This window comes from Streptomyces sp. 4N509B, from assembly GCF_052245655.1.
Taxonomy (GTDB): domain Bacteria; phylum Actinomycetota; class Actinomycetes; order Streptomycetales; family Streptomycetaceae; genus Streptomyces.
In genome coordinates, this window is sequence record NZ_JBQQBZ010000004.1 from 122347 (window position 1) to 147457 (window position 25111).

The 25111-nt window shown below is 74.3% G+C and carries 22 protein-coding genes; 11 read left to right on the plus strand and 11 right to left on the minus strand.

Annotated features, from left to right (window positions below):
• Window positions 1-74: 74 nt before the first annotated feature.
• Window positions 75-2219 (minus strand): protein kinase domain-containing protein, encoded by a 2145-nt coding sequence (locus tag ACTWP5_RS06585; protein ID WP_443219785.1) that lies wholly within the window; start codon window positions 2217-2219, stop codon window positions 75-77.
• A 211-nt stretch (window positions 2220-2430) separates the two neighbouring features.
• Here ACTWP5_RS06585 and ACTWP5_RS06590 point away from each other — a divergent pair, with 211 nt between their 5' ends.
• On the plus strand, window positions 2431-3834 hold the full coding sequence (locus tag ACTWP5_RS06590; RefSeq protein WP_443219786.1) for a glycoside hydrolase family 6 protein: 1404 nt from the start codon (window positions 2431-2433) through the stop codon (window positions 3832-3834).
• 679 nt (window positions 3835-4513) lie between these two features.
• On the opposite strand, the gene ACTWP5_RS06595 is transcribed toward ACTWP5_RS06590, so the two are convergent.
• Window positions 4514-5701: an ROK family protein gene (locus ACTWP5_RS06595; RefSeq protein ID WP_443219787.1), complete on the minus strand. Its 1188-nt coding sequence runs from the start codon at window positions 5699-5701 to the stop codon at window positions 4514-4516.
• Window positions 5702-6257: 556 nt separating this feature from the next.
• Between ACTWP5_RS06595 and ACTWP5_RS06600 the strand changes: the two genes are divergently transcribed.
• From ACTWP5_RS06600 to kdpC, 5 genes are read left to right on the plus strand one after another with little or no spacing between them, the layout of a single operon-like run.
• A complete protein-coding gene (locus ACTWP5_RS06600) occupies window positions 6258-6467 on the plus strand; it encodes a hypothetical protein (protein ID WP_443219788.1) in 210 nt (69 codons plus the stop codon).
• The gene (gene kdpF, locus ACTWP5_RS06605) at window positions 6464-6562 is read left to right on the plus strand and encodes a K(+)-transporting ATPase subunit F (RefSeq protein ID WP_443219789.1); all 99 of its coding nucleotides are present in this window, start codon (window positions 6464-6466) and stop codon (window positions 6560-6562) included. The genes ACTWP5_RS06600 and kdpF overlap by 4 nt, the downstream gene beginning before the upstream one ends.
• Window positions 6562-8274, plus strand: a complete 1713-nt coding sequence (gene kdpA / locus ACTWP5_RS06610) for a potassium-transporting ATPase subunit KdpA (protein ID WP_443219790.1) — start codon at window positions 6562-6564, stop codon at window positions 8272-8274. Before kdpF ends, kdpA begins: the two co-directional genes overlap by 1 nt.
• Window positions 8275-8287: 13 nt before the next feature.
• On the plus strand, window positions 8288-10465 hold the full coding sequence (kdpB, locus tag ACTWP5_RS06615; RefSeq protein ID WP_443219791.1) for a potassium-transporting ATPase subunit KdpB: 2178 nt from the start codon (window positions 8288-8290) through the stop codon (window positions 10463-10465).
• Complete coding sequence (kdpC, locus tag ACTWP5_RS06620) at window positions 10465-11088, plus strand: K(+)-transporting ATPase subunit C (RefSeq protein WP_443219792.1); 624 nt, start codon at window positions 10465-10467, stop codon at window positions 11086-11088. The genes kdpB and kdpC overlap by 1 nt, the downstream gene beginning before the upstream one ends.
• 60 nt (window positions 11089-11148) lie before the next feature.
• Here kdpC and ACTWP5_RS06625 read toward each other — a convergent pair whose 3' ends face one another.
• Window positions 11149-12855 (minus strand): amidase family protein, encoded by a 1707-nt coding sequence (locus ACTWP5_RS06625; protein ID WP_443219793.1) that lies wholly within the window; start codon window positions 12853-12855, stop codon window positions 11149-11151.
• A gap of 334 nt (window positions 12856-13189) precedes the next feature.
• Between ACTWP5_RS06625 and ACTWP5_RS06630 the strand changes: the two genes are divergently transcribed.
• The 5 genes from ACTWP5_RS06630 (at window position 13190) to ACTWP5_RS06650 (ending at window position 18031) form a co-directional block, all read left to right on the plus strand.
• The gene (locus ACTWP5_RS06630; RefSeq protein WP_443219794.1) at window positions 13190-14119 is read left to right on the plus strand and encodes an MmgE/PrpD family protein; all 930 of its coding nucleotides are present in this window, start codon (window positions 13190-13192) and stop codon (window positions 14117-14119) included.
• The gene (locus tag ACTWP5_RS06635; RefSeq protein ID WP_443219795.1) at window positions 14116-15558 is read left to right on the plus strand and encodes an MmgE/PrpD family protein; all 1443 of its coding nucleotides are present in this window, start codon (window positions 14116-14118) and stop codon (window positions 15556-15558) included. The genes ACTWP5_RS06630 and ACTWP5_RS06635 overlap by 4 nt, the downstream gene beginning before the upstream one ends.
• A complete protein-coding gene (locus tag ACTWP5_RS06640; protein ID WP_443219796.1) occupies window positions 15555-16226 on the plus strand; it encodes a cysteine hydrolase family protein in 672 nt (223 codons plus the stop codon). Before ACTWP5_RS06635 ends, ACTWP5_RS06640 begins: the two co-directional genes overlap by 4 nt.
• 23 nt (window positions 16227-16249) lie before the next feature.
• Window positions 16250-17047 carry an SDR family NAD(P)-dependent oxidoreductase gene (locus ACTWP5_RS06645; RefSeq protein WP_443219797.1) on the plus strand — a complete coding sequence of 266 codons (798 nt, stop codon included), beginning with the start codon at window positions 16250-16252 and terminating at the stop codon, window positions 17045-17047.
• 93 nt (window positions 17048-17140) lie between these two features.
• Complete coding sequence (locus ACTWP5_RS06650) at window positions 17141-18031, plus strand: polysaccharide deacetylase family protein (RefSeq protein ID WP_443219798.1); 891 nt, start codon at window positions 17141-17143, stop codon at window positions 18029-18031.
• Between the two features lie 84 nt (window positions 18032-18115).
• Here ACTWP5_RS06650 and ACTWP5_RS06655 read toward each other — a convergent pair whose 3' ends face one another.
• From ACTWP5_RS06655 to ACTWP5_RS06690, 8 genes are all read right to left on the minus strand, one after another.
• Window positions 18116-19291 (minus strand): amidohydrolase family protein, encoded by a 1176-nt coding sequence (locus ACTWP5_RS06655; protein ID WP_443219799.1) that lies wholly within the window; start codon window positions 19289-19291, stop codon window positions 18116-18118.
• A complete protein-coding gene (locus ACTWP5_RS06660) occupies window positions 19288-19866 on the minus strand; it encodes an amino acid synthesis family protein (RefSeq protein WP_443219800.1) in 579 nt (192 codons plus the stop codon). Before ACTWP5_RS06660 ends, ACTWP5_RS06655 begins: the two co-directional genes overlap by 4 nt.
• A gap of 84 nt (window positions 19867-19950) precedes the next feature.
• Complete coding sequence (locus tag ACTWP5_RS06665) at window positions 19951-21432, minus strand: 4-hydroxyphenylacetate 3-hydroxylase family protein (RefSeq protein ID WP_443219801.1); 1482 nt, start codon at window positions 21430-21432, stop codon at window positions 19951-19953.
• Complete coding sequence (locus tag ACTWP5_RS06670) at window positions 21429-21983, minus strand: flavin reductase family protein (protein ID WP_443219802.1); 555 nt, start codon at window positions 21981-21983, stop codon at window positions 21429-21431. The genes ACTWP5_RS06665 and ACTWP5_RS06670 overlap by 4 nt, the downstream gene beginning before the upstream one ends.
• A gap of 78 nt (window positions 21984-22061) precedes the next feature.
• The gene (locus tag ACTWP5_RS06675; RefSeq protein WP_443219803.1) at window positions 22062-22703 is read right to left on the minus strand and encodes a UbiX family flavin prenyltransferase; all 642 of its coding nucleotides are present in this window, start codon (window positions 22701-22703) and stop codon (window positions 22062-22064) included.
• A gap of 136 nt (window positions 22704-22839) precedes the next feature.
• On the minus strand, window positions 22840-23583 hold the full coding sequence (locus ACTWP5_RS06680) for a maleate cis-trans isomerase family protein (protein ID WP_443219804.1): 744 nt from the start codon (window positions 23581-23583) through the stop codon (window positions 22840-22842).
• 44 nt (window positions 23584-23627) lie between these two features.
• Window positions 23628-24161 (minus strand): (2Fe-2S)-binding protein, encoded by a 534-nt coding sequence (locus ACTWP5_RS06685; RefSeq protein ID WP_443219805.1) that lies wholly within the window; start codon window positions 24159-24161, stop codon window positions 23628-23630.
• Window positions 24158-25105 (minus strand): FAD binding domain-containing protein, encoded by a 948-nt coding sequence (locus tag ACTWP5_RS06690; protein ID WP_443219806.1) that lies wholly within the window; start codon window positions 25103-25105, stop codon window positions 24158-24160. The genes ACTWP5_RS06685 and ACTWP5_RS06690 overlap by 4 nt, the downstream gene beginning before the upstream one ends.
• Between the last annotated feature and the right edge of the window lie 6 nt (window positions 25106-25111).

Below are 25111 nucleotides of genomic sequence, written 5' to 3' on the forward strand. Positions count from 1 at the left end.
CACTCGCCCCGTTGGCAACCTCGTTTGACGCGGTCAGAGGGGTGCCGGCCGCGGCGTGCAGCCGGGTGGGGGCCCTACGTCGGGTGCTTGCCGGTGGTCACGTCCAGCGCGAACAGGTGGGCCGGCGTGGCCACGTACACCAGGCGGTCGTGGACGACCGGGTGGTTGCCGTCCCCGGTGAGGCCCACCCGCTCACCGGGGGTGAAGGTCCACACCTCGGAGCCGTCCTCGGCGTCCAGCGCCAGGACGGTCGGGAAGTGTTCGCTGCGGTCGGCGACGTAGACCCGCCCGTCGGCGACGGCCGGGATGGTCCCCGCCCGGTCGCCGGCGGCCCACCTCCCCTCGCCGTCGGCCGCGTTCATCGCGTACACCAGCCGGTCGCCCCCGCCGACGTAGAGCGTGTCGCCGGCCACCACGGCCGGTGACGGGCTCTCCAGCCCGTCGTCCCTGATCGGGGAGGTCCACCTCTCGCCGCCGTCGTCCGGGCCGAGGGCGACGACGGCGCCCGCGTCGACGAGGTAGAGGAGCCCCGTGGAGGTGTCCAGGGTGGGCGGTCCCGGCAGGAAGCCGTCCGAGGGACGCGTCCATCGCCGTTCGCCGTCGTCCAGGCGGAGCGCGACGAACTGGTCGTCCCAGTCGCTGAGGTAGACGGTGTCGCCGGTCACCGCCAGCGTGTAGTCCCGCCAGTCCCTCGCGGACTCCCACCGCGTGGCGCCGGTGGCGGCGTCGAGGCAGTACAGGATCCCGTCGGTGACGAGGCACACCGTCCCGCCGTGCGCCCGGACCGTCGTGCCGCGGTCCGTCCCCGACCGGAAGTCCCACCTTGGCCGCGCGTCGCCGTCGAAGGCGTACACCGAGCCGTCGTCGCACCCCACGAACACCTGGGAGCCGGACGCCGTGAGGGAACCGGCCTGTTCCAGGGGGCCGGTCCACAACCTCTCGCCGCTGGACGGCCGAAGGGCGTGGACGCCGTCGAGGTCGATGACGTGGAGCACCCCTCCGGCCACCACGGGGGCGGTGGGGATGACGGAGCTGAGCGCGATCGTCCAGCCGCGGTCGGCGGCCGGGGAACGGGATCCGGTGGTCGACGCGCCGGGCCCGGCTCGGCCGCCTCCCGCCTCGTCCCCGGAGCTCATCAGCGCGGCGACGCCGATGCTCGTGGCGGCCACCGCCGCCGCGCCGAGCCCGAGCGACAGGGCCCGTCGGCGGGAGGGCACGGGGGGCGGCAGCTGCTCGGGGCCGCCCGGCCGCCGGGCGACGAGGGGAGGGGCCGCCGTCCGGGTGGGCAGGGCGTGGGGGTCGGGGCCCACGGGCCGCCCGGCGGGCTCCGCGGCGGGCGAGGGCCGGGGCCGGTCCGCGACCGTGGGCGCGGCGTCGGCCGGGACCACCTCGGTGGGGGTGGGAAGCGCGCTCTCCAGGAGCGAGCGGAGGGTGGCGTGGACGTCGGCGGCGGTGGCGGGCCGGTCGGCGGGGTCCTTGGCGAGGAGGCGGAGGACGAGGGCGTCGAGGGCGGCGGGGACCTCGGCGCGGTGGTGACTGGGCGGCGTCGGCGGCGTGGTGAGGTGGGCGGTCATCAGGGCGACGGGCCCGGTGGCCGGGAAGGGCGGGTGGCCGGTGAGGAGTTCGTGGAGGACGCAGCCCAGCGCGTAGAGGTCGGAGCGGGCGTCACCGGGGTGTTGGTCGAAACGCTCCGGCGGCATGTAGGCGAGGGTGCCCATGACCTGGCTGGACTGGGTGGTGGCGGCCATGAAGCGGGCGATGCCGAAGTCGAGGACCCGGATCTCGTCGTCGGTGGTGAGCATGAGGTTGGCGGGTTTGAGGTCGCGGTGGACGACGTCGGCGGTGTGGGCGGCGGCCAGGGCGGCGGCCGTCTGGGCGGCCCAGTCCACGGCCTGACGGACGGGCGGCGGCCCGTCCTGCCGCAGGAGCGCGGCGAGGTCGCGTCCGGTGACGAACTCCATGACGAGGAAGAGCGTTCCGTCGTCGGGGTCCTCGCCCATGTCGAAGACGGTGACCACGCCGCGGTGGTTGAGGCGGCCGGCGGTGCGTGCCTCGCGGAAGAAGAGCTCGGCGCCGCCGTCGCCCCGGTGGTGGGCGAGGAGCTTGACCGCGACGCGGCGTCCGATGACGCGGTCGCGGGCCTCCCAGACCTCGCCCATGCCGCCCCGCCCCACGAGCGACGCCAGTTCGTACCGGCCCGCGAGTACCCGATCAGCCACGCTTCCCCCGTCCCTCGTCCGTTCGTCCGTCGCACACCAGGACCCTGGGCGCACCATTGAACCGCACATCGCTTCGCCCTCTCCCCGCGTGGCCGAACGCTCCGCGCCGGCACCCCTTGACGGGGTGGGCGGGAGTTTCGACACTCGGATCGGGAGGCCGTGGGGGCACGTTGACCGGTCCGCGTCCCAGCAGCCAGGAGGACATGCCGCCATGCCGCCGCCCACCCGCACCCACACCCGCTCCCGGACTCGTTCCCGGCCCCGCAGACGCACGGCCCTGACGGCCCTCCTGGCCGCGGTCTGCGCCGCCGCCACGGTCCTGACCGGCGGCGCCAGCGGAACCGCCGCCGCGAGCGGACCGATCGACCGGGCCGCCGCCCAGCGCGTGGGCAACCCCTACGCCGGCGCCCGGGTCTACGTGAACCCCGAGTGGTCCGCCAACGCCGCCTCCGTTCCCGGCGGCGACGCCGTCGCCGACCAGCCCACCGCCGTGTGGCTCGACCGGATCGCCGCCATCGACGGCGCCGACGGCGGGATGGGCCTGCGCGAGCACCTCGACGCGGCGCTGGCCCAGGGCGCGGACCTCGTGCAGCTCGTGCTCTACGACCTTCCCTACCGCAACTGCGACCGCCCCTCCCCGCAGGGCGAGCTCGGCCCCGACGACCTGCCGCGCTACCGCGAGAGCTTCGTCGAACCGATCGCCGACATCCTGGCCGAGCCCGCCTACGCCGGCCTGCGGATCGTCACCATCGTCGAGCCGCACTCCCTCTCCCGGCTCGTCACCCACACCCCGCCCCGGCACACCAGCACGCCGGACTGCACGGCGGCCCTGGAGAGCGGTGCCTACGTCGACGGCGTCGGCTACGCCCTGGCCCGGCTCGGCGCGCTCCCCAACGTCTATCCGTACCTGGACGTCAGCCACCACGGCTGGCTCGGCTGGGACGAGGAGTTCCACGCCACGGCGCGGGTCCTCCTCGACGCCGCGACCACCGCCGGCAGCACCACCGCCGCCGTCCACGGCTTCGTCTCCAACGTCGCCGACTACTCCGTGCTGGACGAGCCCTACCTCGACGTCGACGACGTGGTCGCGGGGATCCCCGTCCACCAGTCGTCCTGGATCGACTGGAACCCGTACATCGACGAGCTGCCGTTCGTCGAGGCCTTCCGGGAGGAGCTCGTCGGCCTCGGCTTCGACGAGCACGTCGGCATGCTGGTCGACACCTCCCGCAACGGCTGGGGCGGCCCAGGGCGGCCCACCGGGCCCGGTTCCGCGCACCACGTCGAGGAGTACGTCGACCAGAGCCGCACCGACCGGCGGATCGTCGCCCAGAACTGGTGCAACCAGGCCGGCTCCGGCCTGGGCGAGCGGCCCACCGCCGACCCGGTCCCGGGCGTCGACGCCTACGTGTGGGCCAAACCGCCGGGCGAGTCCGACGGCAGCCCGCTGGATCAGCCGACCGGCCCGCGCCGTGAGCCGATGTGCGACCCGACCTACCTCGGCGCCGGCGCCAACCCCCCACCGACCGGCGCCCTGCCGGACGGGCCGCCGGCCGGGGAGTGGTTCCCCGAGCACTTCGCCGAGCTGCTGCGCAACGCCTGGCCGCCGCTGGACTGACCCACCCCGGGAGGTCCCGACGGGGACCGAACGGGCCCGGCCCACCCGGACGCCCCGAGGGCGGGGCGTGTCGGGTGGGCCGGTTCGCGATCCTCGACCTCGACGGACGGAACCTGCCGCGGCTCTTCCCTCCTGCGGCTGCCCGCGGATCACCCCCCGCGGTCCCCGACGCCCTGTCGCGCCCGCGCGCGATCCTGCACCTCGGCGGCACGGTGAAGGCGCTGCTGCCGCGGGGGTCTGGCTGCGCGGCGTCGCCGTCTCCACGGCGGGGCCAACGCCCTGCCGGCCGCCGAGTACACGCTCGGCATGATCCCGCTGCTGGGCAAGGACGCCCCCGCCGTGCGCGAGGAGTACCGCGCCAGCCGGTCCCGATCCCGGGGCCCCCGGCCCGTCACGTCACGCTGGGCGAGCACCGCGCGGTGGCGGCCAACGCCTTCGGCCGGCACAGCGCGACGCCGGTCTACGAGGCGACCGGCGCCCTGCACGCGACGGCGGTCCTCCTCGGCGACACCCCCGAGGGCGCCGTGCCGCCCCTCCCCGCCGTCACCCGCCTCACCCCGACCGGCGCGACCGTGTCCTGGCCGGACGGCACCACGGACACCGTCACCTGGCCGCGCGGCGCGCCCGAGGAGACGTCGCGAGGGCTGGCGCGGGCCGCCCGACTGCCTGAGACCGCTGCTCAGTCGCCCTCGACGACGAAGGCCCTGATCGCCTCCACGGCGCCGCCGCGCGCCCACTCGGTGAAGGAGGAGGAGAGCATCGGCGTGTCGATGGAGTGGGGGTCGAGGAAGCGCCGCTGGCTCAGGCCCTCCCTGAGGTGCCGCTCCCCGCCGCGGACCACGTCGACGGTCTCGCCGGCGACCACCACGGTCTTCACGCCGGTGAGGTTGGAGACGGTCGCGACGAGCATGCCGAGCGCCCTGCCCGCCTGGCGGACGATGTCCTGGCACACCGCGTCGCCCGCCTCCGCGAGGGGCGCGATCTCGTCCAGGGCCACCGGCCGCCGCAGCCCGTGGGTGGCCGCCGAAAGGATCGCCCCCGACGACAGGTACGACGAGACGCAGCCCCGGTGCCCCACCGGGCACATGGGGCCGCCCGGGTCGAGGATGTGGTGCCCGAACTCCACGACGCCCCGCTCCGGGATCGCGAGGACGCGGCCGTTCAGACAGAGGGCGTACCCGATGCCGGGACCGACGGCCACCACGGCGAAGTCGGAGAGGCCGCGGGCCAGGCCGAACCAGTTCTGGCCGTAGGCGAGGGCGAAGACGTCGTTGCGGACCACGCAGGGAATTCCCATGGCGTCGTTCAGCACGGATTCCAGGGGAACCCGCCACCAGTCCAGCCAGGGAACGTCGAACAGCGCGCTTCCGGCCGTGTCGTCGCCGACCGAGGAGTTCCCGCCGACGGTGAATCCCGCCGCGACGGGCCGGGTGTTTTCCCGTGCCATCCGGTCCATCAGGACGCGCGCCTGCGCGGCGACTCCTTCGGGGGTGCGGTCCTGGAGCGGCTCGGCGTGCTCGGCGACCACCTCGGCCCGCAGATCGGTGATGACCGCGTACATCCAGTCCGACGTCAGCTTCACCCCGAGAAAGTGGAAGTCGTTCGTGACGATGTCCAGGGGAAAGGTGGGGCGGCCGTTGATCGGGTCGTGGCGGGTCTCCCGTTCCACCAGCAGCCCGGACCGCACCAGGGGCTTCGTCAGGCGGGTGAGGCTGCCGGTCGACAGCCCGAGGAGGCGGGCGAGTTCGGTCCGCGACCGTGGTCCGGTGACCAGCAGCTCCCTGATCACGGGGCGGGCGGCCCGGGAGACGGCGTTCCACGCCTCGATGGTCGGCCTGCCGCCGCCCTGCTCGGATGCTACGTGCACAGCCGCAGCGTACAAGCACCCGATTGGCCCCGGTGAGCCCTCCTGGAAGAGGAGAACAGGTGCGGAGCGGAACGAATGGCCCCGAAGAACTCCGTCCTCCGCGTCCTTCTCCGTCGTGCGGTGGACGGTGCGCCGCCCCCGGATAAGGAACGCCGGGCGGGTGCGGATTTCCGGATCGCCACCGTCTTCCCCCGGGTTTTCCCGGGGTCTGTGGCTGATTTCTCGGCGGCCCCCGTCCGCTTCGCGGAGGCGTTGACGGAAGGGACGGGGAACGGGGGCGAAAGGGGAGCGCGGCGTCCCGACCCACCACTTCCGGCCAGCCGGGGAACGTGCCGCCCCGCGTCCACGCCGCCCGTCCGCCCCCCCGGAAGAGGAGTGTCAAGAACGGGGTCCCGCGCGTACGGGCTGCGTCAAGGCGGCGAACGCGGGGCGCGCGCGCTGGTGTGCTGGCTGCGGTCACGCGCCGTGTCGCGAAGCGCCAGCGCCGCCGCCCCGACACAGGCGACAGCACGTGACGTTCTGTATCTCAGAGTGAGCGAGGAGGTGAAGGTCGGCGATGGCTGATCTTCTCCTTGTGCTGGTCGTCCTGACGTTCTTCGGGCTGTGCGTGCTGTACGCGCACGGCATCGAACGCGTCATCGGACGGGACGAGCACGCCCAGGCCCTGGCGGAGAACCCGAGCGGATCCCGCGCGGGCCCCGCGACCGACGCCGCCCACGTCGACACCCCGCACGACGCCGGACGAGGGGCGGGTGGGCCCGCATGAGCATGGACACCGTCGACAACCTCGTCGGCCTGGTGATCGCCGTCGCACTGGCCGCGCTCCTGGTCGTGGCGCTGCTGTTCCCCGAGAGGTTCTGATGCCGCCCACCGCCTGGCTCCAGTTCGCCATGCTGGCCACCGTCCTGCTGGCCACGGCGCCGCCCCTGGGCCGCTACATGGCCGCCGTCTACGGCAGCGACGACCAGGCCCCGGGAGACCGGGTCTTCCTGCCCGTCGAGCGGGCCGTCTACCGGATGTGCCGGGTGGCGCCCGACGGCGAGCAGCGCTGGACCGGATACACGCTGTCCGTGCTGGCCTTCAGCGCCGTCTCCTTCGTCGCGCTCTACGGCATGCAGCGCATCCAGGGCTCGCTGCCGCTCAACCCGACGTCGATGCCGGGCGTCACCGACCACGTCGCGTTCAACGCCTCGATCAGCTTCGTCACGAACACCAACTGGCAGTCCTACAGCGGTGAGGCGACCATGAGTCACCTCACGCAGATGCTGGGCCTCACGGTGCAGAACCTCGTGTCGGCGGCGGTCGGCATGGCGGTGATGGCCGCGTTCATCCGGGGGCTCCACCGCCGCCGGGCCAGCACCCTCGGGAACTTCTGGGTGGACCTGACCCGCACCGTCGTGCGGATCCTGCTGCCGCTGTCGTTCGTGGTCGCCGTCGTGCTCGTCACGCAGGGCGTGATCCAGAACCTCGACGGCCACACCGTCGTCACCACCCTCCAGGGCGCCGCCCAGTCGATCCCCGGCGGGCCGGTCGCCAGCCAGGTCGCGATCAAGCAGCTGGGCACCAACGGCGGCGGCTTCTTCAACGTGAACTCCGCCCACCCGTTCGAGAACCCGACGCCGTTCTCCAACCTCGTCGAGACCTGGGCGATCCTGATCATCCCGTCCGCCCTGGCCTTCACGTTCGGCCACATGGTCCGCGACCGGCGGCAGGGCCGCGCGGTCTTCGCGATCATGTCGGTCATCCTCGTCGGCATGTCGCTGGCGGCGATGCTCCTCGAACAGGCCGGCAACCCCCGGCTCGACCCGCTCGGCGTCACCCAGGCCGCCACGGGCGAGCAGTCCGGCGGCTGGACGGAGGGCAAGGAGGTCCGCTTCGGACCCGCCGCCTCGGGCCTGTGGGCCGCGGTCACGACCGGCACCTCCAACGGGTCGGTCAACGCGATGCACGACAGCTTCACCCCGCTGGGAGGCATGGTCCCCCTCGTCCACATGCTCTTCGGCGAGATCAGTCCGGGCGGTGCCGGCGTGGGCCTCAACGGCATGCTCGTCATGGTGATCCTGGCGGTCTTCGTCGCCGGCCTGATGGTGGGGCGCACCCCGGAGTACCTGGGCAAGAAGATCCAGGCCACCGAGATGAAGCTGGTCATGCTCTACCTGCTGGCCATGCCCGTGACGGTGCTCGGCCTCACCGCCGCGTCGGTGCTGCTCGACAGCGCGGTCGCCTCCCAGGCCAACAGCGGCCCCCACGGCCTGACCGAGATCATGTACGCCTACGCCTCGGGCGCCAACAACAACGGCTCGGCGTTCGCGGGCCTGACGTCCGCGACCTGGTGGTACGACGTCACGATCGGCCTGGCCATGCTCGTCGGCCGGTTCCTCCTGATCATTCCCGTGCTCGCCCTCGCCGGCTCGCTCGTCCGCAAGGGGGCCGCCCCCGAGACGGCCGCGACCTTCCCCACCCACAGGCCGCTCTTCGGCGGGCTGGTCATCGGGGTCGTGGTGATCGTCGCCGGCCTCACGTTCGTGCCGGCGCTCGCCCTCGGGCCCGTCGTCGAGCAACTGTCGCTGTAGGAGACCCAGGATCATGGAAACACGCACACACACCGCGACACCGGCCGGCGGCGAGCGGCCGCCGGGCGGGACGGGTGGGACGGCCGAGGCGGCCGAGGTGTCCAGGAGGGCCGGCCGGTCCCTGTTCGACCGCTCCCTGCTGCGGCAGGCGATGGTCGAGAGTCTCCGCAAGCTCGACCCGCGGGTCCAGGCCCGCAACCCCGTCATGCTCGTCGTCCTGGTCGGCAGCGTGCTGACGACCGTCCTGTTCCTGCGGGACCTGCCAAACGCCCCGGGCGAGGAGAACGTCTTCAACGCCCTGGTCACGCTCTTCCTCTGGTTCACCGTGCTCTTCGCCAACCTCGCCGAGGCCATGGCGGAGGGACGCGGCAAGGCCCAGGCCGCCAGCCTGCGGAAGGCGCAGGCGGAGACGGTGGCCACCCGGCGCACCGCCGGGGGCGGCACCGAGCGGGTGCCGTCCTCGAAGCTGTCGCGCGGCGACGTGGTGGTCGTCTCGGCCGGGGAGACCATCCCCTCCGACGGCGAGGTCGTCGAGGGCATCGCCTCGGTGGACGAGTCCGCCATCACCGGCGAGTCGGCCCCCGTCATCCGCGAGTCGGGCGGTGACCGCTCGGCGGTCACGGGCGGCACGCGGGTGCTGTCGGACGAGATCGTCGTGCGGATCACCGCCGACCCGGGACAGACGTTCCTGGACCGGATGATCTCGCTGGTCGAGGGAGCCTCCCGGCGGAAGACGCCCAACGAGATCGCGCTCAGCATCCTGCTGGCCGGCCTGACCGTCATCTTCCTGCTGGTGGTCGTGACCCTCCAGCCGCTGGCGATCTACTCCGGCACCGAGCAGAAGGTCATCGTGCTGGTAGCGCTGCTGGTCTGTCTGATCCCCACCACCATCGGGGCGTTGCTGTCGGCCATCGGGATCGCCGGCATGGACCGGCTGGTGCGGCACAACGTCCTGGCCACCTCGGGGCGCGCGGTGGAGGCGTCGGGCGACGTCGACACCCTGCTGCTGGACAAGACCGGCACCATCACCCTGGGCAACCGGCAGGCCAGCGAGTTCGTCCCCGCGCAGGGCGTGAGCGCCGAGGAGGTGGCGGACGCCGCGCAGCTGTCCAGCCTCGCCGACGAGACGCCCGAGGGCCGGTCCATCGTCGTGCTCGCGAAGAACGCCCACGGGCTGCGGGCGCGGGAGATGGGCGTGATGCCGCAGGCGCGGTTCGTGCCGTTCACCGCGCAGACCCAGATGTCCGGCGTCGACGTCGTCGAGGGCGGGGACGGGGACGGGGAGGACCGGGTCGTCCGCCGGATTCGCAAGGGTTCGGCCGCCGCGATGACGAAGTGGATCCGCGACAACGGCGGCCACCCCACCGCCGACCTCGGCCCCGTCGTGGACGGCATCAGCTCCGCCGGCGGCACCCCGCTGGTGGTGGCCGAGCACGTCGCCGGCCGGCCGGCCCGCGCGCTCGGCGTCATCCACCTCAAGGACGTCGTCAAGCAGGGCATGCGGGAACGGTTCGAGACGATGCGCCTGATGAGCATCCGCACCGTGATGATCACGGGCGACAACCCGCAGACCGCCAGGGCCATCGCGGAGGAGGCCGGCGTCGACGACTTCCTCGCCGAGGCCAGGCCGGAGGACAAGCTCGCCCTCATCCGCCGCGAGCAGGCCGGCGGCCGGCTGGTGGCGATGACCGGCGACGGCACCAACGACGCCCCGGCCCTGGCCCAGGCCGACGTCGGCGTCGCCATGAACACCGGCACCCAGGCCGCGCGCGAGGCCGGCAACATGGTCGACCTCGACTCCGACCCGACCAAGCTCATCGAGATCGTCGAGATCGGCAAGCAACTGCTCGTCACGCGCGGCGCGCTGACGACGTTCTCCCTGGCCAACGACCTCGCCAAGTACTTCGCGATCATCCCCGCGATGTTCTCGGGCGTCTTCCCGGCCCTGAACGACCTCAACGTGATGGCGCTCCAGTCGCCGCGCTCGGCGATCCTCGCGGCCGTCATCTTCAACGCCCTCGTCATCGTCGCCCTGATCCCCCTCGCGCTGCGCGGCGTGAGGTTCCGGGCCGGGAGCGCCGCGGCGATGCTCCGCCGCAACCTCCTGGTCTACGGGCTCGGCGGCCTGGTCGTGCCGTTCCTCGGCATCAAGCTCATCGACGTCGTCATCACCGCCCTGGGAGTCTCCTGATGCGCCGCCAACTCCTGCCCGCCCTCACGATGCTCCTGGTCTTCACGGTCATCGGCGGGCTGGTCTACCCCCTGCTGGTCACCGGCGTCGCGCAGCTCGCCCTCCGCGACCAGGCCAACGGCTCCCTCGTCGAGCGCGACGGCGAACCCGTCGGATCGAGCCTGATCGGCCAGTCCTTCACCCGCCCGGAGTACTTCCACCCCCGCCCGTCCTCGGCCGGCGACGGCTACGACGGCGCCGCCAGCTCCGGGTCCAACCTCGGCCCCACCAACGCCACCCTGCTCCACGGCCAGGAGGACGACCCGGCCACCCCCGACGTGGACGAGTCGGCCGACGGCATCCAGCAGCGCGTCGCCGCCTACCTGGCGGCCAACCACCTGCCCGAGGCCACCCCCGTGCCCGTCGACGCGGTCACCGGCTCGGGCTCCGGCCTCGACCCGCACATCTCCGTCGCCAACGCCCGTCTCCAGGCCGCCCGGGTGGCGCGGACCCGCGAGCTGCCCATCGAGGAGGTCCGCCGCCTCGTCGACGAGCACACGCGGGGACGCGACCTCGGCTTCCTCGGGGAGCCGGGCGTCAACGTCCTCGAACTCAACCTGGCGCTGGACGCGTTGCGTCCGTGAGCGCGGTGGGCGTCCCTCGGCGCGGGACGCCCACCCCGTGGTTCACGCGCGCACGACGCCTCAGGCGCCGCGCAGCGGCGGGGCCAGCGGCGCGGGGACGCGCAGCTGGGACTCCTGCTCGTAGTCGTAGGCGTAGCCGAGCAGTTCGCCGTCGCTGTAGGGGCGGCCCATGAGGGAGATCGTCATCGGCAGGCCCTGCGAGCCGAGGCCCATGGGCACGACGATGCCGGGGAAGCCCACCGAGCTGTAGCCGGCGAACGTCGCCGGCTGGGGGCGGTTGGAGGAGACGTAGGTGGGGTCCTCGACGCTGAAGGCCGGGTTGCTGATCGGCGAGGCGAAGCTGGTCTGGTAGGGGAAGACCATCGCGTCGAGGTCGTTGTCCTCGAAGACGGCCATCTTCAGCCGCGTCGCCTCCGGCAGGACGTTCTCGATCAGGTCGACGAACGCCGGCATGTCGGCGGAGGTGGTGAGCGAGCGGGTCAGCAGGTCGAGGACGGACGCCTCGACCGGCAGGGGTGAGGCGTTGACCTCGGTCTCGTAGATCTCGATGAACTCCTCGACGGTCCGGGGGACGTCGGGGCCGAGGGTGGTCAGGTACTGCTCCCACTCGGCCCTGAAGCGGTAGTCGGCGATGTGCCGGATGTTCCTGCCGCCGTTGACGATGTAGTAGTCGACGAACGCGGGGTCGAGGGTGATGTCGACGAGTTCGGCGCCGAGGGAGCGCATGGTCTCCAGGGCGGTCTCGGCCAGGGCGTCGATCTCCGGGTCCCCGCCGAAGAAGTCGCGCATCACGCCGAGCCGCCTGCCCCGCAGCGCGCCGCGCCGGAGGTAGCGGGTGTAGTCGAGCGTGCCGGCGGCGGCCTGCCGACGGAACGGGCCGGGGTGGTTCCTGAAGGTCTCCACGCTCAACGGGTCGGCCCGGTCCTCGCCCGCCACGGCGCTGAGCAGGATCGCGGTGTCGGTGACGGTGCGGGCCATCGGCCCGGCCGTGTCGAAGGTGAGGTTCTTCGGCGCGATGCCGTCCCGGCTGATGAGGCCGGTGGTGGGCCGCAGCCCCACGATGCCGCAGTAGGCGGCGGGTCCGCGCACGGAGGTGGAGGTGTCGGTGCCGATCGCGAGGACCGTGAGGTTCGAGGCGGTGGCGGCGCCGGAGCCGGCGCTCGACCCGCCGGTGCCGCGCTTGCGGTGGTAGGGGTTGGTGACCTGGCTGTCGATGGTGTTGTAGGAGCCGCCGGCGAACTCGCCCATGGACGCCTTGCCGAGGATCAGCGCGCCGCGGCGGCGCAGCGCCCGGGTGATGAAGGCGTCGTCGTCGGGGAACGCGTTCCGCAGGATGACCGAGCCGTTGCTGGTCGGCATGTCGACGGTGTCGACGTTGTCCTTGAGCACGACGGGGATGCCGTGCAGCGGGTTGCGGGCGGCTGCGCCGCGGGCGCGCTCGCGGTCCAGCCGCGCGGCCAGCCGCAGCGCGTCGGGGTTGACCGTCGTCATGGAGTTGAGCCGGACGCCGCCGTCCTCGTAGGCGGCGATCCTGGCCAGGTACATCTCGGTGAGCTCCACGCAGCTGAGCGCGCCCGAGGCGTAGGCCCGCCGGATGTCGGCGACGGTGGCCTCCTCGAGGACGAACCGCTCCGGCCGCGGCCGTGACGGACGGCGGCCGCCGTCCGGGCCGCCACCACGGCCGTGTGCGGAGGCGCCCGTGGCGGCTCCCGTTCCCGCCGCGACGCCCATCGCGGCCACGCCCGTGACGAAGCCACGTCTACCCATTCGACTCACGGTGTCTCGTCCTCTCGATCGCTCGACGAAGAAGTGCGGGGCGGCGCCGCGCCGGGGAGGGCGGGCCGTCCCGGGCCGTGTCAACGGCCCGCGTCGTCCGGTTCGTGCGGTGGAAGAGGCCGGGGCCAGAGCGCGCGAGACCGGATCCTTACACAAGGATGCCTAAGTTAAGTCAGTAATATTTCGCCGAGTTTCCTTGCGTGTTACGCCTGTTCGCGGGGCGGTGGCGGCGAAGAGGGGAAGAAAGTACCTATCTTAAGTAAGGGACTTTCGTGATAGGTTTGGCGCTCGTCGGCGGTGTCGCCGCGATCTCCACGGAGGTGCGATGGGTAGGACGGGTGCGGCCGCCACGGAACGCGAGGCGGAGCGGGGACTCACACGGCGCTGGTGCGCGGGGCTCCTGGCGGCCCGGCGGACCGGACTCCCACCCCAGGTGCTGGCCAGGGCACGCCAGGACGCCGCCGGCGTGGCCGGCCGCGCCGTCGCCGGCAGCGGCACGGCGGCGGTCGAGGCGATCCTCGCCACCGCCGCGCGGCTCGGCCCCCACGGCGACGTTCCGGTGCCCGGCCGACGTGAGCGGCTGGCGGCCTCCTGGGCCTGCCTGGCCGTTGGTTCGGCCGCGCGGGTCGGCGGGGACGACCCGCACACGGCCCCCTTCGCCGCCCTGCTGCCCCTCGCCGTCCCGCACGCGCGGCGCGCCGACGACGTCACGCTCACCGCCGCGTTCGCCCTCGGCGTCGAGGCGCAGCTGCGCGTCGCCCGCGCCATGAGTCCCTGGCACCACGAGGAGGGCTGGGACGTCGCCTCGACGGCCGGCGTGCTCGGCGCGGCCGTCGCCGCGGGCGTCGCGATCGGCCTCGACGAGGCCGGCCTGGAGGAGGCCGTGGGCATCGCGGCCAGCACCACCCTCGGCACCCGCGAGGGCGCGGGCACCATGGTCGAGCCGTTCCACGCGGGCAAGGCGGCGGCCAACGGCTGGCTCGCGGCCCAGCTCGCGGCGCACGGCTTCACCGGCTCCCGCGACGTCCTGGCCGCCCCGCGCGGCTACCTCGCGGTCCTGAGCCCCCACGGCAGCGCGCCGGAGCGGCTGACCGAGGGCCTCGGCGAGGAGTGGGCCCTGCTCGCCGTCGCCCCCGCCCCCAGCCCTGCCCCTGCCGCCGCCGACGTGACGGCGGCGGGGACGGACGACGGGCCGGCCTGGTGGGCCTCCTCCGCCTCACGTCCCGGGGGCGCCACGGAAGGGACGACGGCATGACCACCGAGACCGCCACACCCGGGCGACTGACCGCGACGCTGGCCGAGTTCGTCACCGACACCGACCCCGCCGCCGTGCCCGCGTCCGCCCGGCACGCCGCGCGCCGCACCCTCGCCAACGCCGTCTGCCTCGCCGCCGGCGCCGCGCGCCACCCCGTGGTCGAGCGGGCCACCCGCACCCTGCTGGCTCTCGGCCTGACGGGCGCCCACCGCCTGTTCGCCCGCCCCGAGACGCTCGCCCCCACCGCCGCGTGCCTGGTGGGCGGCATCGCCATCCACGTCGAGGACTTCGACGACACCCACCTGCGCACCGTCATCCACCCCGCCGCGCCCGTGCTCCCCGCCGCGCTCGCCGCCGCCGAACTGACCGGCGCCGACGGCGCGGAGCTCGCGCACGCCGTGCTGCTGGGCGTGGAGGTGGCCTGCCGCGTCGGCAACGCCGTCTGCCCCGAGCACTTCGACCGCGGCTGGCACCTCACCTCCACCATGGGCAGGCTGGGCGCGGCCGTGGCCGCCGGCCGGCTGCTGGGCCTGGACGCCGCGGCGACGCGGGTCGCGCTCGGCCTGGCCGCCACCCAGCTCGGCGGGCTGACCTCCGCCCTGGGCACGATGACCAAGTCGTTCCACCCCGGCAAGGCCGCCGCCGACGGCCTGGAGGCCGCCGTCCTCGCCGCGTCGGGCTTCACCGGGCCGGAGCTGCCGCTGGAGGGCGGGCACGGCCTGACCGCGGTGAGCGGCAGCCGCCGCGACCACGCCGAGGCGCTGCGCGGGCTCGGCACCCGCTGGGAGATCGAGGCGAACGCCTTCAAGCCCTACAGCTGCGGCATCGTCAGCCACCCGGTGATCGACGCGGCGATCGAGGCCCGGCCCCTCCTGGGCGGCGACGCCGACGCGATCGCCGCCGTCACCGTCACCGTTCACCCGGTGGTGCTCGACGTGATGGGCGTGGCCGAGCCCGCCGACGGACTCCAGAGCAAGTTCTCCGTCTACCACTGCTTCGCCGTCGGCTTCCTCGACGGCGGCGCCGGCCCCGCGCAGTACTGGGACCAGCGCGCCACCGACCCGGCCGTCGTCGCGCTGCGGCGCAGGGTCCGGGTCGTGACCGACCCCGGCCTGCGCAAGGACGAGTGCCGGGCCGTCGTCGAACGCGCCGACGGCTCCGCGCTGCACCTCCACGTGCCGCACGCCACCGGCAGCGTCGACCGCCCGATGACCGACGAGCAGCTGCGCGCCAAGGCACGGCTGGTGGCCGCGCCCGTGCTCGGCGAGGACTGGCGGCGGCTGTGGGAGGCGGCCGTCGGCGTCGAGGGACTGCCCGACGTCGCCGCGCTCTTCGACGCCGGGCGCTCCTGGGAGGAACGCGAGGAGCGCCAGGAACGGGACGAGCGGGACGAGCGCGAGGAGCGGGACGAGCGAGAGGCACGGGAGGAGAACGGATGAGCGGCCCACCGACCGAGGTGCTGCGCGGCCTTCCGGCCATCGCGGCGCGCGGCCACACCGCGCTCGTCATCGTCGACATGGTCAACGACTTCATCGACCCGGCCGGCAAGACCGCGACCCTGGCCAGGCGGCCCCTGGACCACGCCCGCCGCGTCATCCCCGCGATGCGGACGCTGCTCGCGGCGGCCCGCGCGGCGGGCGTGACGGTGGCGCACGTCCAGCACACCACGCTGCCCGACGGCCTCAGCGACTCGGGGCCCTGGCTGGAGGCGCGCGGACGGGCCACCTTCTCGGTGCCGGACATCTGCCTGGACGGCACCTGGGGCCAGCGGATCATCGACGAGCTGGCGCCGCTACCCGGGGAGGCGCTGGTCACCAAGCACCGCTACAGCGGCTTCGCCGGCACCAACCTCGACATGATCCTGCGCTCGGCCGGGGTCCGGACGGTCGTGTGCTGCGGGGTCTCCACCAACGCCTGCGTGGAGGCGACCGCCCGCGAGGCGTTCAGCCACGACTACTACGTGGTGCTGCCCGAGGACGCCTGCGGCTCCTGGGACGTCGCGCTCCACGAGGCGACCCTGGCCACCGCCCGACACCGCTACGCGACCGTGTGCCGCGTCGAGGAACTGCTCGGCGTGTGGGCGGCGGACGGCGACGACGACCACTGAGGCAACCGAGGGAAGGACACGCGATGGATCTGGGTCTGACGGGGCGCCGTGTCGTCGTCACGGGGGCCAGCTCGGGGATCGGGCGGGCCACCACGCTCGCGCTCGCCCGGGAGGGCGCCGAGCTGCTGCTGGCGGCGCGGCGCGAGGAGGCGCTGGCCGAGACCGCGGCGCGGGCCGCCGAGGCCGGCGCCGCGGCCACCGGCGTGGCCGCGGTCGACCTCGCCACCGCCGCCGGCTGCCAGGCCCTGGGCCGCGCGGCGCTGGCGCGGTGGTCGGGCCGGGTGGACGGCCTGGTGGTCTGCGTCGGCGCGACGCCGTTGGGCACCTTCGCCGAGCTGTCCGACGAGGCGTGGGAACGCGCCTTCACCACCAAGTTCCTCGCCACGGTGCGGCTGGTGCGGGCCCTGCTGCCGGGCCTGCGCGCCGCGGACGGGGACGGCGGCCGGGTGGTCGTCGTCGCCGGCAACGTGGCGCTCGGCCCCGACCCGCTGCTGACGACCTCCGGCGCCATCAACGCCGCCCTCAACAACCTGGTGGGCTCGCTCGGCCGGGAGCTGGCGCCCGAGGGCGTCGGCGTCACCGCCGTCCACCCCGGGCCGACCAGGACCGACCGCTACGCGGCACTGGTCGCCGCGGCGGCCGGCCGCCACGGCGGCGACGCCACGGCGGGGGAGCGGGCGGTGCTGGCCGCGACCCCGAGGGGCGTGCCGGCCGAGGCGGAGGAGGTCGCCGCCGCCGTGACGTACCTGGTCTCCCCGGCGGCCCGGCACGTCACCGGCACCTCCCTGACCATGGACGGCGGCCGGACCTGGGCGAGCTGAGCCCACCGGCCCGCGAGCCGGGGTGACCAGGGCAGACCAGGGCAGACCAGAGCAGAGCAGACGAGCTGACGACACGAGCACGGGAGGACCCGCGTGAGCAACCCCTTCGTTCCGTACGCGCCGGCGGGGGACTCCCCGCCGCTGCCGCCCTTCGAGGGCCACTCCGTCGTCGTGCACGTCGTCCTCAACGTGGAGACCTGGCCGTTCGACCAGCCGATGCCGCGCAAGCTGATCCCCGCGCCCCACGGCGCCGAGTCGGTGCCCGACGTCCTCAACTTCAGCTGGGTCGAGTACGGCATGCGGGTGGGCCTGCCCCGTCTGCTCGCCGCCCTCACGGAGCGGCGGCTGCCCGTCAGCGTCAGCATGAACGCGGCCGTCGCCGACGTCTACCCCAGGGCGGTGGAGCTGCTGGCGGCCACCGGCTGGGAGTTCGTCGGCCACGGCACCACCCAGCGCTCGCTCCACCGCGTCGAGGACGAGCGGGCGGAGATCGCCGCCACCCTCGACCGGATCGAGCGGGCCACCGGCACCCGACCCCGGGGCTGGCTCGGCCCGGGGCTCCAGGAGACGTGGACGACCCTGGCAAGCCTCGCCGAGCTCGGCGTCGACTACGTCTGCGACTGGAGCGTGGACGACGTCCCCGTCTGGGCGAGGGCCGGCGGCTCCTCGCTGGTGGCCGTCCCCTACAACCTGGAGCTGAACGACAGCGTGCTGTTCGCCGTCGAGCGGGCCAGCGCCGCCGAGTTCGAGGCCCGGGCGCGGGCGACCCTCCCGGTGCTCCTGGCGGAGGCCGAACGCTGGGGCACCCGGGTGCTGGCGCTGCCCCTCCACCCGCACCTGCTGGGCGTCCCCCACCGGATCGGGGCGCTGACCCGGGTGCTGGACCACTTCGCCGCCCACGAGCAGGTGACGTTCCAGACCTCGGGCGCGGTCGCCGACTGGTTCGCCGCCACCGTTCCCGCGCCGGCGAACCCGTCGGACTGACGCCGCCGAACCCGTCGGACCGACGCCGGGGACCGACGCCGGGCCGGCCGGCCGGGACGAGGCCCGGGGCCGGCCCCGAGCCCTTCAGCCGCCGGCCCGCACCGTGACGGGACGCGTCGGCGGCGGCGTGTTCCTGCTCCGGCCGAAGCGCAGCTCGCCCTGCGTGACGGCGCAGGCCACGGCGGGCAGGTCGCCGGCCCGCAGCGCCGCGAAGGCGTCCTCGGCGACGGAGCCCACGGGGGCGTCGACGACCAGCAGGTCGGCCTCCTCGCCCACCGCGAGCCGGCCGCCCGGCACGCCGTAGACGGCCGTCACGTTGCCCGTGGCGGCGGCGACGGCCTGGCGCGGGTCGAGCGGCCCCAGCGAGCAGAGCTCGGCCATGGTGCGCAGCATGCCGAGGGGGATGACGCCCGTGCCGGTCGGCGTGTCGGTCGCGATCAGCAGCCGGTGGAAGTCGCCGATCTCCAGCGCGCGTTCGGCGATGTCGATCGCCGAGCGGAGGTTGCCCGCCTGCACCAGCTGGAGCGCGATGTCGCGCCCCTCGGCGACGATGCGGCGGTTCTCCTCCGGGGTCAACGCGGTGGGGCCGCCGTTGATGTGGCCCGCCACGTTGGGGCCCATGGCCAGCAGCACGTCGACGTCGATCTTGGACTGGCTGCCGGGGATGGAGCCGCCGCCCGAGTGGCACATGACCAGCAGCCCGGCCCGCTGCGCGGCGTGCACCACCGGCACGTAGTCCATGGCGGTGGCGAAGGCGCCGAAGCCGCCCTTCGCCATCCGCACGCCGCTGGCGTGGAGCTCGGCGAAGTCCTCCGGCCCGAGGCAGGGTTCGAGGACGACGGAGCCGGCGTGGACGGTGACGCCGCCGGGACGGTAGTCCGCGAAGCAGTGGGCGGCGGCCACGGCGAGCGCCTTGACGCCGATCCGGTTCTTCGGGCGGCCCGGCACGTGGACCTCGCTGGCGGAGATCGCGCGGGTGGTGCCGCCGTGCAGGTAGCTCTCCAGGAACCCGATGGTCTGCTGGCGGGGGGTGTAGTCGCCGAAGGTGGTGTGGACGTGGGAGTCCACGAAGCCCGGTACGACGCAGGCGCCCGCCACGTCGATCACCGTCGGGTGGTCGGCGGGAGAGACGTCCGCCGTGTCGCCGATCCAGGCGACGCGGCCGTCGACGCAGACCAGGGCGTCGCCCGGCAGCCGGCCCGAGGCCGTGCCGTCGCTGGAGTCGCCGATGTTGACCAGAGCCAGGCTGCCGCCGCTCACCGCAGGCCGTCCTCGCCCGTCGCCTCGGCGACGCTCAGGCCGCCGACCCGCTGGTGGACGCGTCCGCCGCTGGAGACCGCGACGGCGACGAGCAGTTCGTCGGGGCGGGGGACGTCGTCCACGCGCAGCGTCACCGCGTCGTAGTGGGAGCGGACGTAGAGGGCGTCCTTGTAGGCCAGCGGCAGGTCGAGCGGCACGCCGGCCGAGCCGCACTTGGTGGCCGAGGAGATCCAGGCCACCCCGCCGCCGACGGCCTCGCGGAACGCGTCGCCGAAGACGGTGGTGACGCAGGCGACGACGTGCTCCTGCTCGCCGTTCACGCCCGCGACGCCGCCCTTGCCGTACCCCTCGACGGGCCTGCCGCCGAGCAACGCCGCCGCGCGGCGCCCGAGTTCCGTGCCGAGCGCGGCGCTCGGCTCGGTCAGCGGCGAGAGGTCGTCGACGAAGCGGCCGGCGAAGGGGTTTTGGACCACCACCCCGACGGCGGCCTTGACCAGCGGCTGCCCGACCGGGGCGCCGCCGTCGTGGTGGACCTCCTCGACGACGGAGATCCACTTGCGGATGTCGTAGGACATGGAGACTCTCCTCTGGGTCTGCTGGTCAGCGTGGACGCCGGTCGGCGTGTGCCGGTCGGCGTGCGGCGGGCTGGAGGCGCGCCGTCAGGGCGCGTCGGCCGCCGGCTCCGGTCCCGTCAGGCCGTAGCCGGCGAGCGCGCGGTCGACGAGCGCCCCCGCGCGCTCGAAGTCGTAGACCTGGGCCATCCGCGCCCTGACGACGTGGGGCGCGCCCGCGTAGAACAGCTCGTACTGCGTGTGCCGGCCGGCGAACTCCGAGCCGACGAGGTCCCAGGCGAGCTTCAGCAGCCTCACCCGCTCCTGGCTCGGGAAGCCCGGCGACTGCACGAAGCGGGCCAGGTCGGCGGCGGTCTGCGGGTGGGCGAAGTCCCGGGCGGAGGACGGGAGCTGGATGAGGCCGCCGCCGCACAGCTCCCGCAGCAGGTGGACCAGGCGCGGGTAGAAGTCGCTCTGCAACGCGAGGGTGGCGAAGCACTCGGCGCGGCCCGGCCAGGCGACGCCGTGGTCGTCGATCTCGCAGTTCTGCTCCTGGCCGTACACGAGCCCGGCGACCATCGCGGCGTAGGAGGTGATCTCGCCCAGCGCGACCCGCACCGAGGGGACGTCGGCGGTGTTGTTCATCCGGGTCACGCGCTCGGCGACGCCCGCCATCAGGTCGAGCTTGGTGGCCAGCCGGATCTGGGCCTGGTTGTTGCCGAGCAGGTGGGCCGGGGTGTGGTTCCACTGCCGCGAGACGACGTCGAGGTCGCGGTAGACGAAGACGCGTTCCCAGGGGACGAAGACCTCGTCGAGGACGATGAGGGCGTCGGTCTCGTCGAAGCGGCTGGAGAGCGGGTAGTCGAAGACGCTGGACGCGGCGGCCGCGTAGCCGCGGCGGCTGTGGATCCGCACGCCGGGCGCGCCGGGCGGCACCGCGACGGACAGCGCGTGGTCCTCGTCCCCCGGGCCCAGCGGGACGATCGAGGTCAGCACGATGTAGTCGCAGATCGCGGAGGCGGTGCCGAGCATCTGCGCGCCCGACACGACGATCCCGCCGTCGCGTTCGCCGACGACGCCCGCGTACAGGCGCGGGTCGCTCTGGCCCGAGGGCGGGCGGCCGCGGTCGATCTGCGGGGGGACGATCGCGTAGGTGCAGTACAGGTCGTTGTCCCGGACGTGCTCGTAGAAGTCGACGATGTTGCGGGCGTACTCCGCTCCGCCCGCGGCGAAGACGTCGCTGCGGCCGGCCCAGCCGGCGAGGAAGCCCGCCATGTGCTCGGGGCCGCGGCCGATGAGGCCGTAGCTCAGCTCGGCCTGGTGGCGCAGCGCGACGCGGCGGCGCCTGAGGTCGTCCTCGCCGCGGGGGATCAGGTGGGAGAGGTTGACGGGTTGGCCCGTGGTGGGGGAGGGGTAGGTCAGCTCCGCCCGGTGGGCCGGGTCGGCCACGTGGTCGTAGTGCGCTGAGACGGAGGCGACCACGCCGCGGGTCGCCGGGTGGCTGGCGAGGTCGGTGACCACCTCGCCGTCGAGGAAGACCTGGCGGCCGTCGGCCAGGCCCGCGCGGTACTCGGCGCCGGTGCGCGTCATTCGAGGGCTCCCACGATCGGCAGCGGGCTCGCCCGCCGGTAACGGGTGGTCACGTCCATCTGTCGGTACCGGCCGCGGAAGTACAGGAGGGGCTCCGCGACGGGGCTCTCCTCCAGGCCGATGGCCCGCACCCGGCCGATGAGGACCGCGTGGGTGCCGGCGGCGACGTTCTGGTCGATCTCGCAGTCGAGGAAGGCGAGCGCGCCCGCGAGCGCCGGGGAGGCCGCGGGCACGGGGGCGAGCCACTCGGGTTCGAGCAGCTTGTCGGCGCCGGGTCGGGCGCAGCGGTCGGAGATCTCGCGGGCGGTCGAGCCGAGCACGTTGACCCCGAAGTGTCCCGAGTCGGCGATGTGGTGGTAGGTGCGCGTGGAGCGGTTCACGCAGACGAGCACCAGGAGCGGGTCCGTGGAGACCGAGGAGAAGGCGGTCGCCGTCATGCCGACGGGCGTGCCGTCGGCGGTCCACATCGTGATCACGTTGACGCTCGCCGCGACCGCGCCCAGGGCCCCCCGGAAGCTGTCGGCGTTCAGCGGAGCGGGTGCCAGTCCCACACGTACCTCCCAGTGAGGAGAGCCGGTGCTCTCGCGCTCTCACGCGTAACCATATCTGAAGATGCTAACTAAAGTCAGCTAGTTTGGTTCGAGGATTCCCTGGGGTCCGACCGGGTTCGATCCGTTGCGCGCCGCCCGGGGGTCCGTCACGCCGTTGCCCGTCCAACGGGCGGTCAGGCCGGTGTCGAGGCCGAGGAGGTCCAGGGCGCGGCTGACCGTGTGGTCGACGATGTCGTCGAGCGTCGCCGGGCGCTGGTAGAAGGCGGGCACGGGCGGCATGACGACCGCGCCGTTCTCGGTGGCCTGGGCCATCAGCCGCAGGTGCCCGGCGTGCAGCGGCGTCTCGCGGACCAGCAGCACCAGCCGCCGGCGTTCCTTCAGCATCACGTCGGCGGCGCGCACCACGAGGTTCTCGGCGTAGGACGTCGCGATGCCGGAGAGCGCCTTGACGCTGCACGGCGCCACGAGCATGCCGGCGGCGGGGAAGGAGCCGCTGGCGATGGCGGCGCCCAGGTTGCCGTCGGCGTGGACCACGTCGGCCAGTGCCGTGACCTCGCCCAGGGTCAGGTCCAGTTCGTACCCGATGGTCGCGCGGGCGCCCCTGGTCACCACCAGGTGGCTCTCGACCCCCGGCAGACCGCGGAGCATCGTCAGGGCCCGCACACCGTAGACCGCCCCCGAGGCCCCCGTCATCGCGACGACGATCCGTCGTGTCTCCACCGCCGCACCTCCTTCCTCCGCGCTGTTCCGTGCCGTGCCGAGCCGTGCCGAGCCCGTGCCGACGCCGGGCGCGCCACCGTCGCGTGCCGTGTCGCCCGGTCGACGTGTCGTTCTGTCGCCGTGTCGCTGTAGCGGCTCAGTGGTCGCGCAGCAGCGTGCCGAAGTCCGCGTAGGTGTCCGCGAAGCCGTTCCGGCGCAGCGCGTGCCAGAGGGTGACGGCGTTCATCGCGAGCACCGGCTTGCCGACGACGAGTTCGACGGCGGCGGCCGGGCGCACCGCCGAGAGGTTCGTCCCGACCTGGACCAGCGCGTCGACGTCGTCGCCGTCGAGCTCGCGCAGCGCGGAGGCCACCCGCTCCGGCGACACCTCCGCGATCGCGGTCGCCGAGGTGCACCGCAGGCCGTGGATGCGCCGCACCTCGATGCCGACCTCGCCGAAGTACTCCACGACCTTCGTGTCGGACACCGGCTGGTACGGCGTCAGCACCCCGACGCGCGAGCAGCGAAGCTCCCGCAGCGCGGCGGCGCACGCGGTGGGGCCCGTCGTGACGCCGACGCCGAAGCGGTCCTCGAGGTCCCGGACGAACGCCTCCGCGCCGGCCGCGCCGTTCCTGATGATCTCGGCGGACATCGCCACCACGAGGTGGTCGGGCCGGGTCGTCATCACCTGTTCGATGGCCTCGTCGCGGGAGGCGTCCATCTGGTCCAGCACGCTGATGGCGGCCTCGTTGGTGCGCATGTCGGGGCGGTGGATCATGGAGCGGCCGGCGTGGAAGGTGATGCCGGGCGGTCTCATCACGGCGAAGTCGTGCTCGACGGTGGTGCTGGTGGAGGGGATGACGACTCCCCAGATGGCGCGGTATCCGACGGCGTTCGGCACGGTCGTTCCCTTCACTGGTCTCGTGGCTGGTCTGGCGGCTGGTCTCATGGCCGGTCTGGCGGCTGGTCCGCGTGGCGTCGGTCGTGTTCCTCGGCGGCCTCCTCGAAGGCGGCCACCAGCCCGGCGTAGCCGGTGCAGCGGCAGACGTTGGCGGCCACGCACTCGCGCGCCGCCTCCCGGGACGGGCCGCGCCGCAGCCAGCCCGCCCCGAGCATCAGGAATCCGGAGGTGCAGAAGCCGCACTGCAACCCCCGGTGCCGGGCGATCGCCGCCTGCAACGGGTGCGGCTCCCCGTCGGGGCCCCGCAGGCCCTCGACGGTCTCCACCCGGCGGCCGTCCGCCTGGACGGCCAGCACCAGGCAGGAGCGGACCGGCTGGTCCTCCAGCAGCACCGTGCAGGCCCCGCAGACCCCGGCCTCGCACCCCACGTGGGTGCCGGTCAGGCCCGCCTCGTCGCGCAGGGCGTCCGACAGCAGCCGGCGGGCCGGCACGCGCAGCTCCCGTCGCGCGCCGTTGACCAGCAGGCGGACGGTGTGGGTCTCCTCCTCGCCGGCCGCGGCGCTCCCCGGCGCGGTCACGGCCGGTCCGGTCGGCGCCACGCCGCGGTGAGGGCCCGCGCCACCAGGACGGTGGCGAGGTGGCGCCGGTACGCGGCGGAGCCGGCGCGGTCGCCGGACGGGCTCAGGACCGCCGCCGCGGCCTCGGCCGCGTGGGCGAACAGGCGCGGGCCCGGCTCGGCTCCCGCCAGCACGGCCTCGGCCGCGGGCAGCCGTGTCGGCGTCGGGCCGGCCCCGGCCACCACCACGCGCGGTCGCCGCAGCACGCCGTCGACCAGGTCGAACCCGGCGGCGGCGGACACGATCGCCGGGTCGCCGGGGCGGCGGGCGCACTCCGTCAGCTCGGCGTGGGCCAGCGGGGTGCGCAGCCGCGCCTGGAGCAGCATCTCGTCGGGCGCGATCGCCGTGACGCCGCGCCCGGTCAGGACGTCGGCGGCCGGCAGCACCCGCAGGCCGCGGACGCTCGCCAGCACCAGCTCGGCGTCGTGCAGCAAGGCCGTCACCCACCACTCCGCCACCGGGTCGGCGTTCGCGAGGCTGCCGCCGACCGTGCCCCGGACGCGGACGGGCAGGTGGGCGATGAACCGGGTCGCCGCCCGCACGTCCTCGAAGCCGGGCAACGGGCCCGGGTGGCGGGTCACCTGGTCGTGGGTGACCAGGGCGCCGACCCGCAGCTCCACGGGCGCGTCGGCCCGCTCACCGCGCACCAGCGCGACGCGCCGCAGCCCGTCGGACGCGTCGGACGCGGTGAACGGGGCGGACGCGTCGGACGGACCGGGCCCGTCGGGCCAGGCGAGCCCGGCCACGTCCACCAGGAGCGTGGGCCGGGCCTGCCTGAGGTTGAGCCGCGCCACCAGGCTCTGGCCGCCGGCCAGCAGCCGGGCGCCGGGAGCCGCGGCGTGCAGCTCCCGCAGCGCCTCCGGCAGCGCCCGGGGACGCAGGTAGCGCAGCGGGGGCGGCTTCACGCGGTC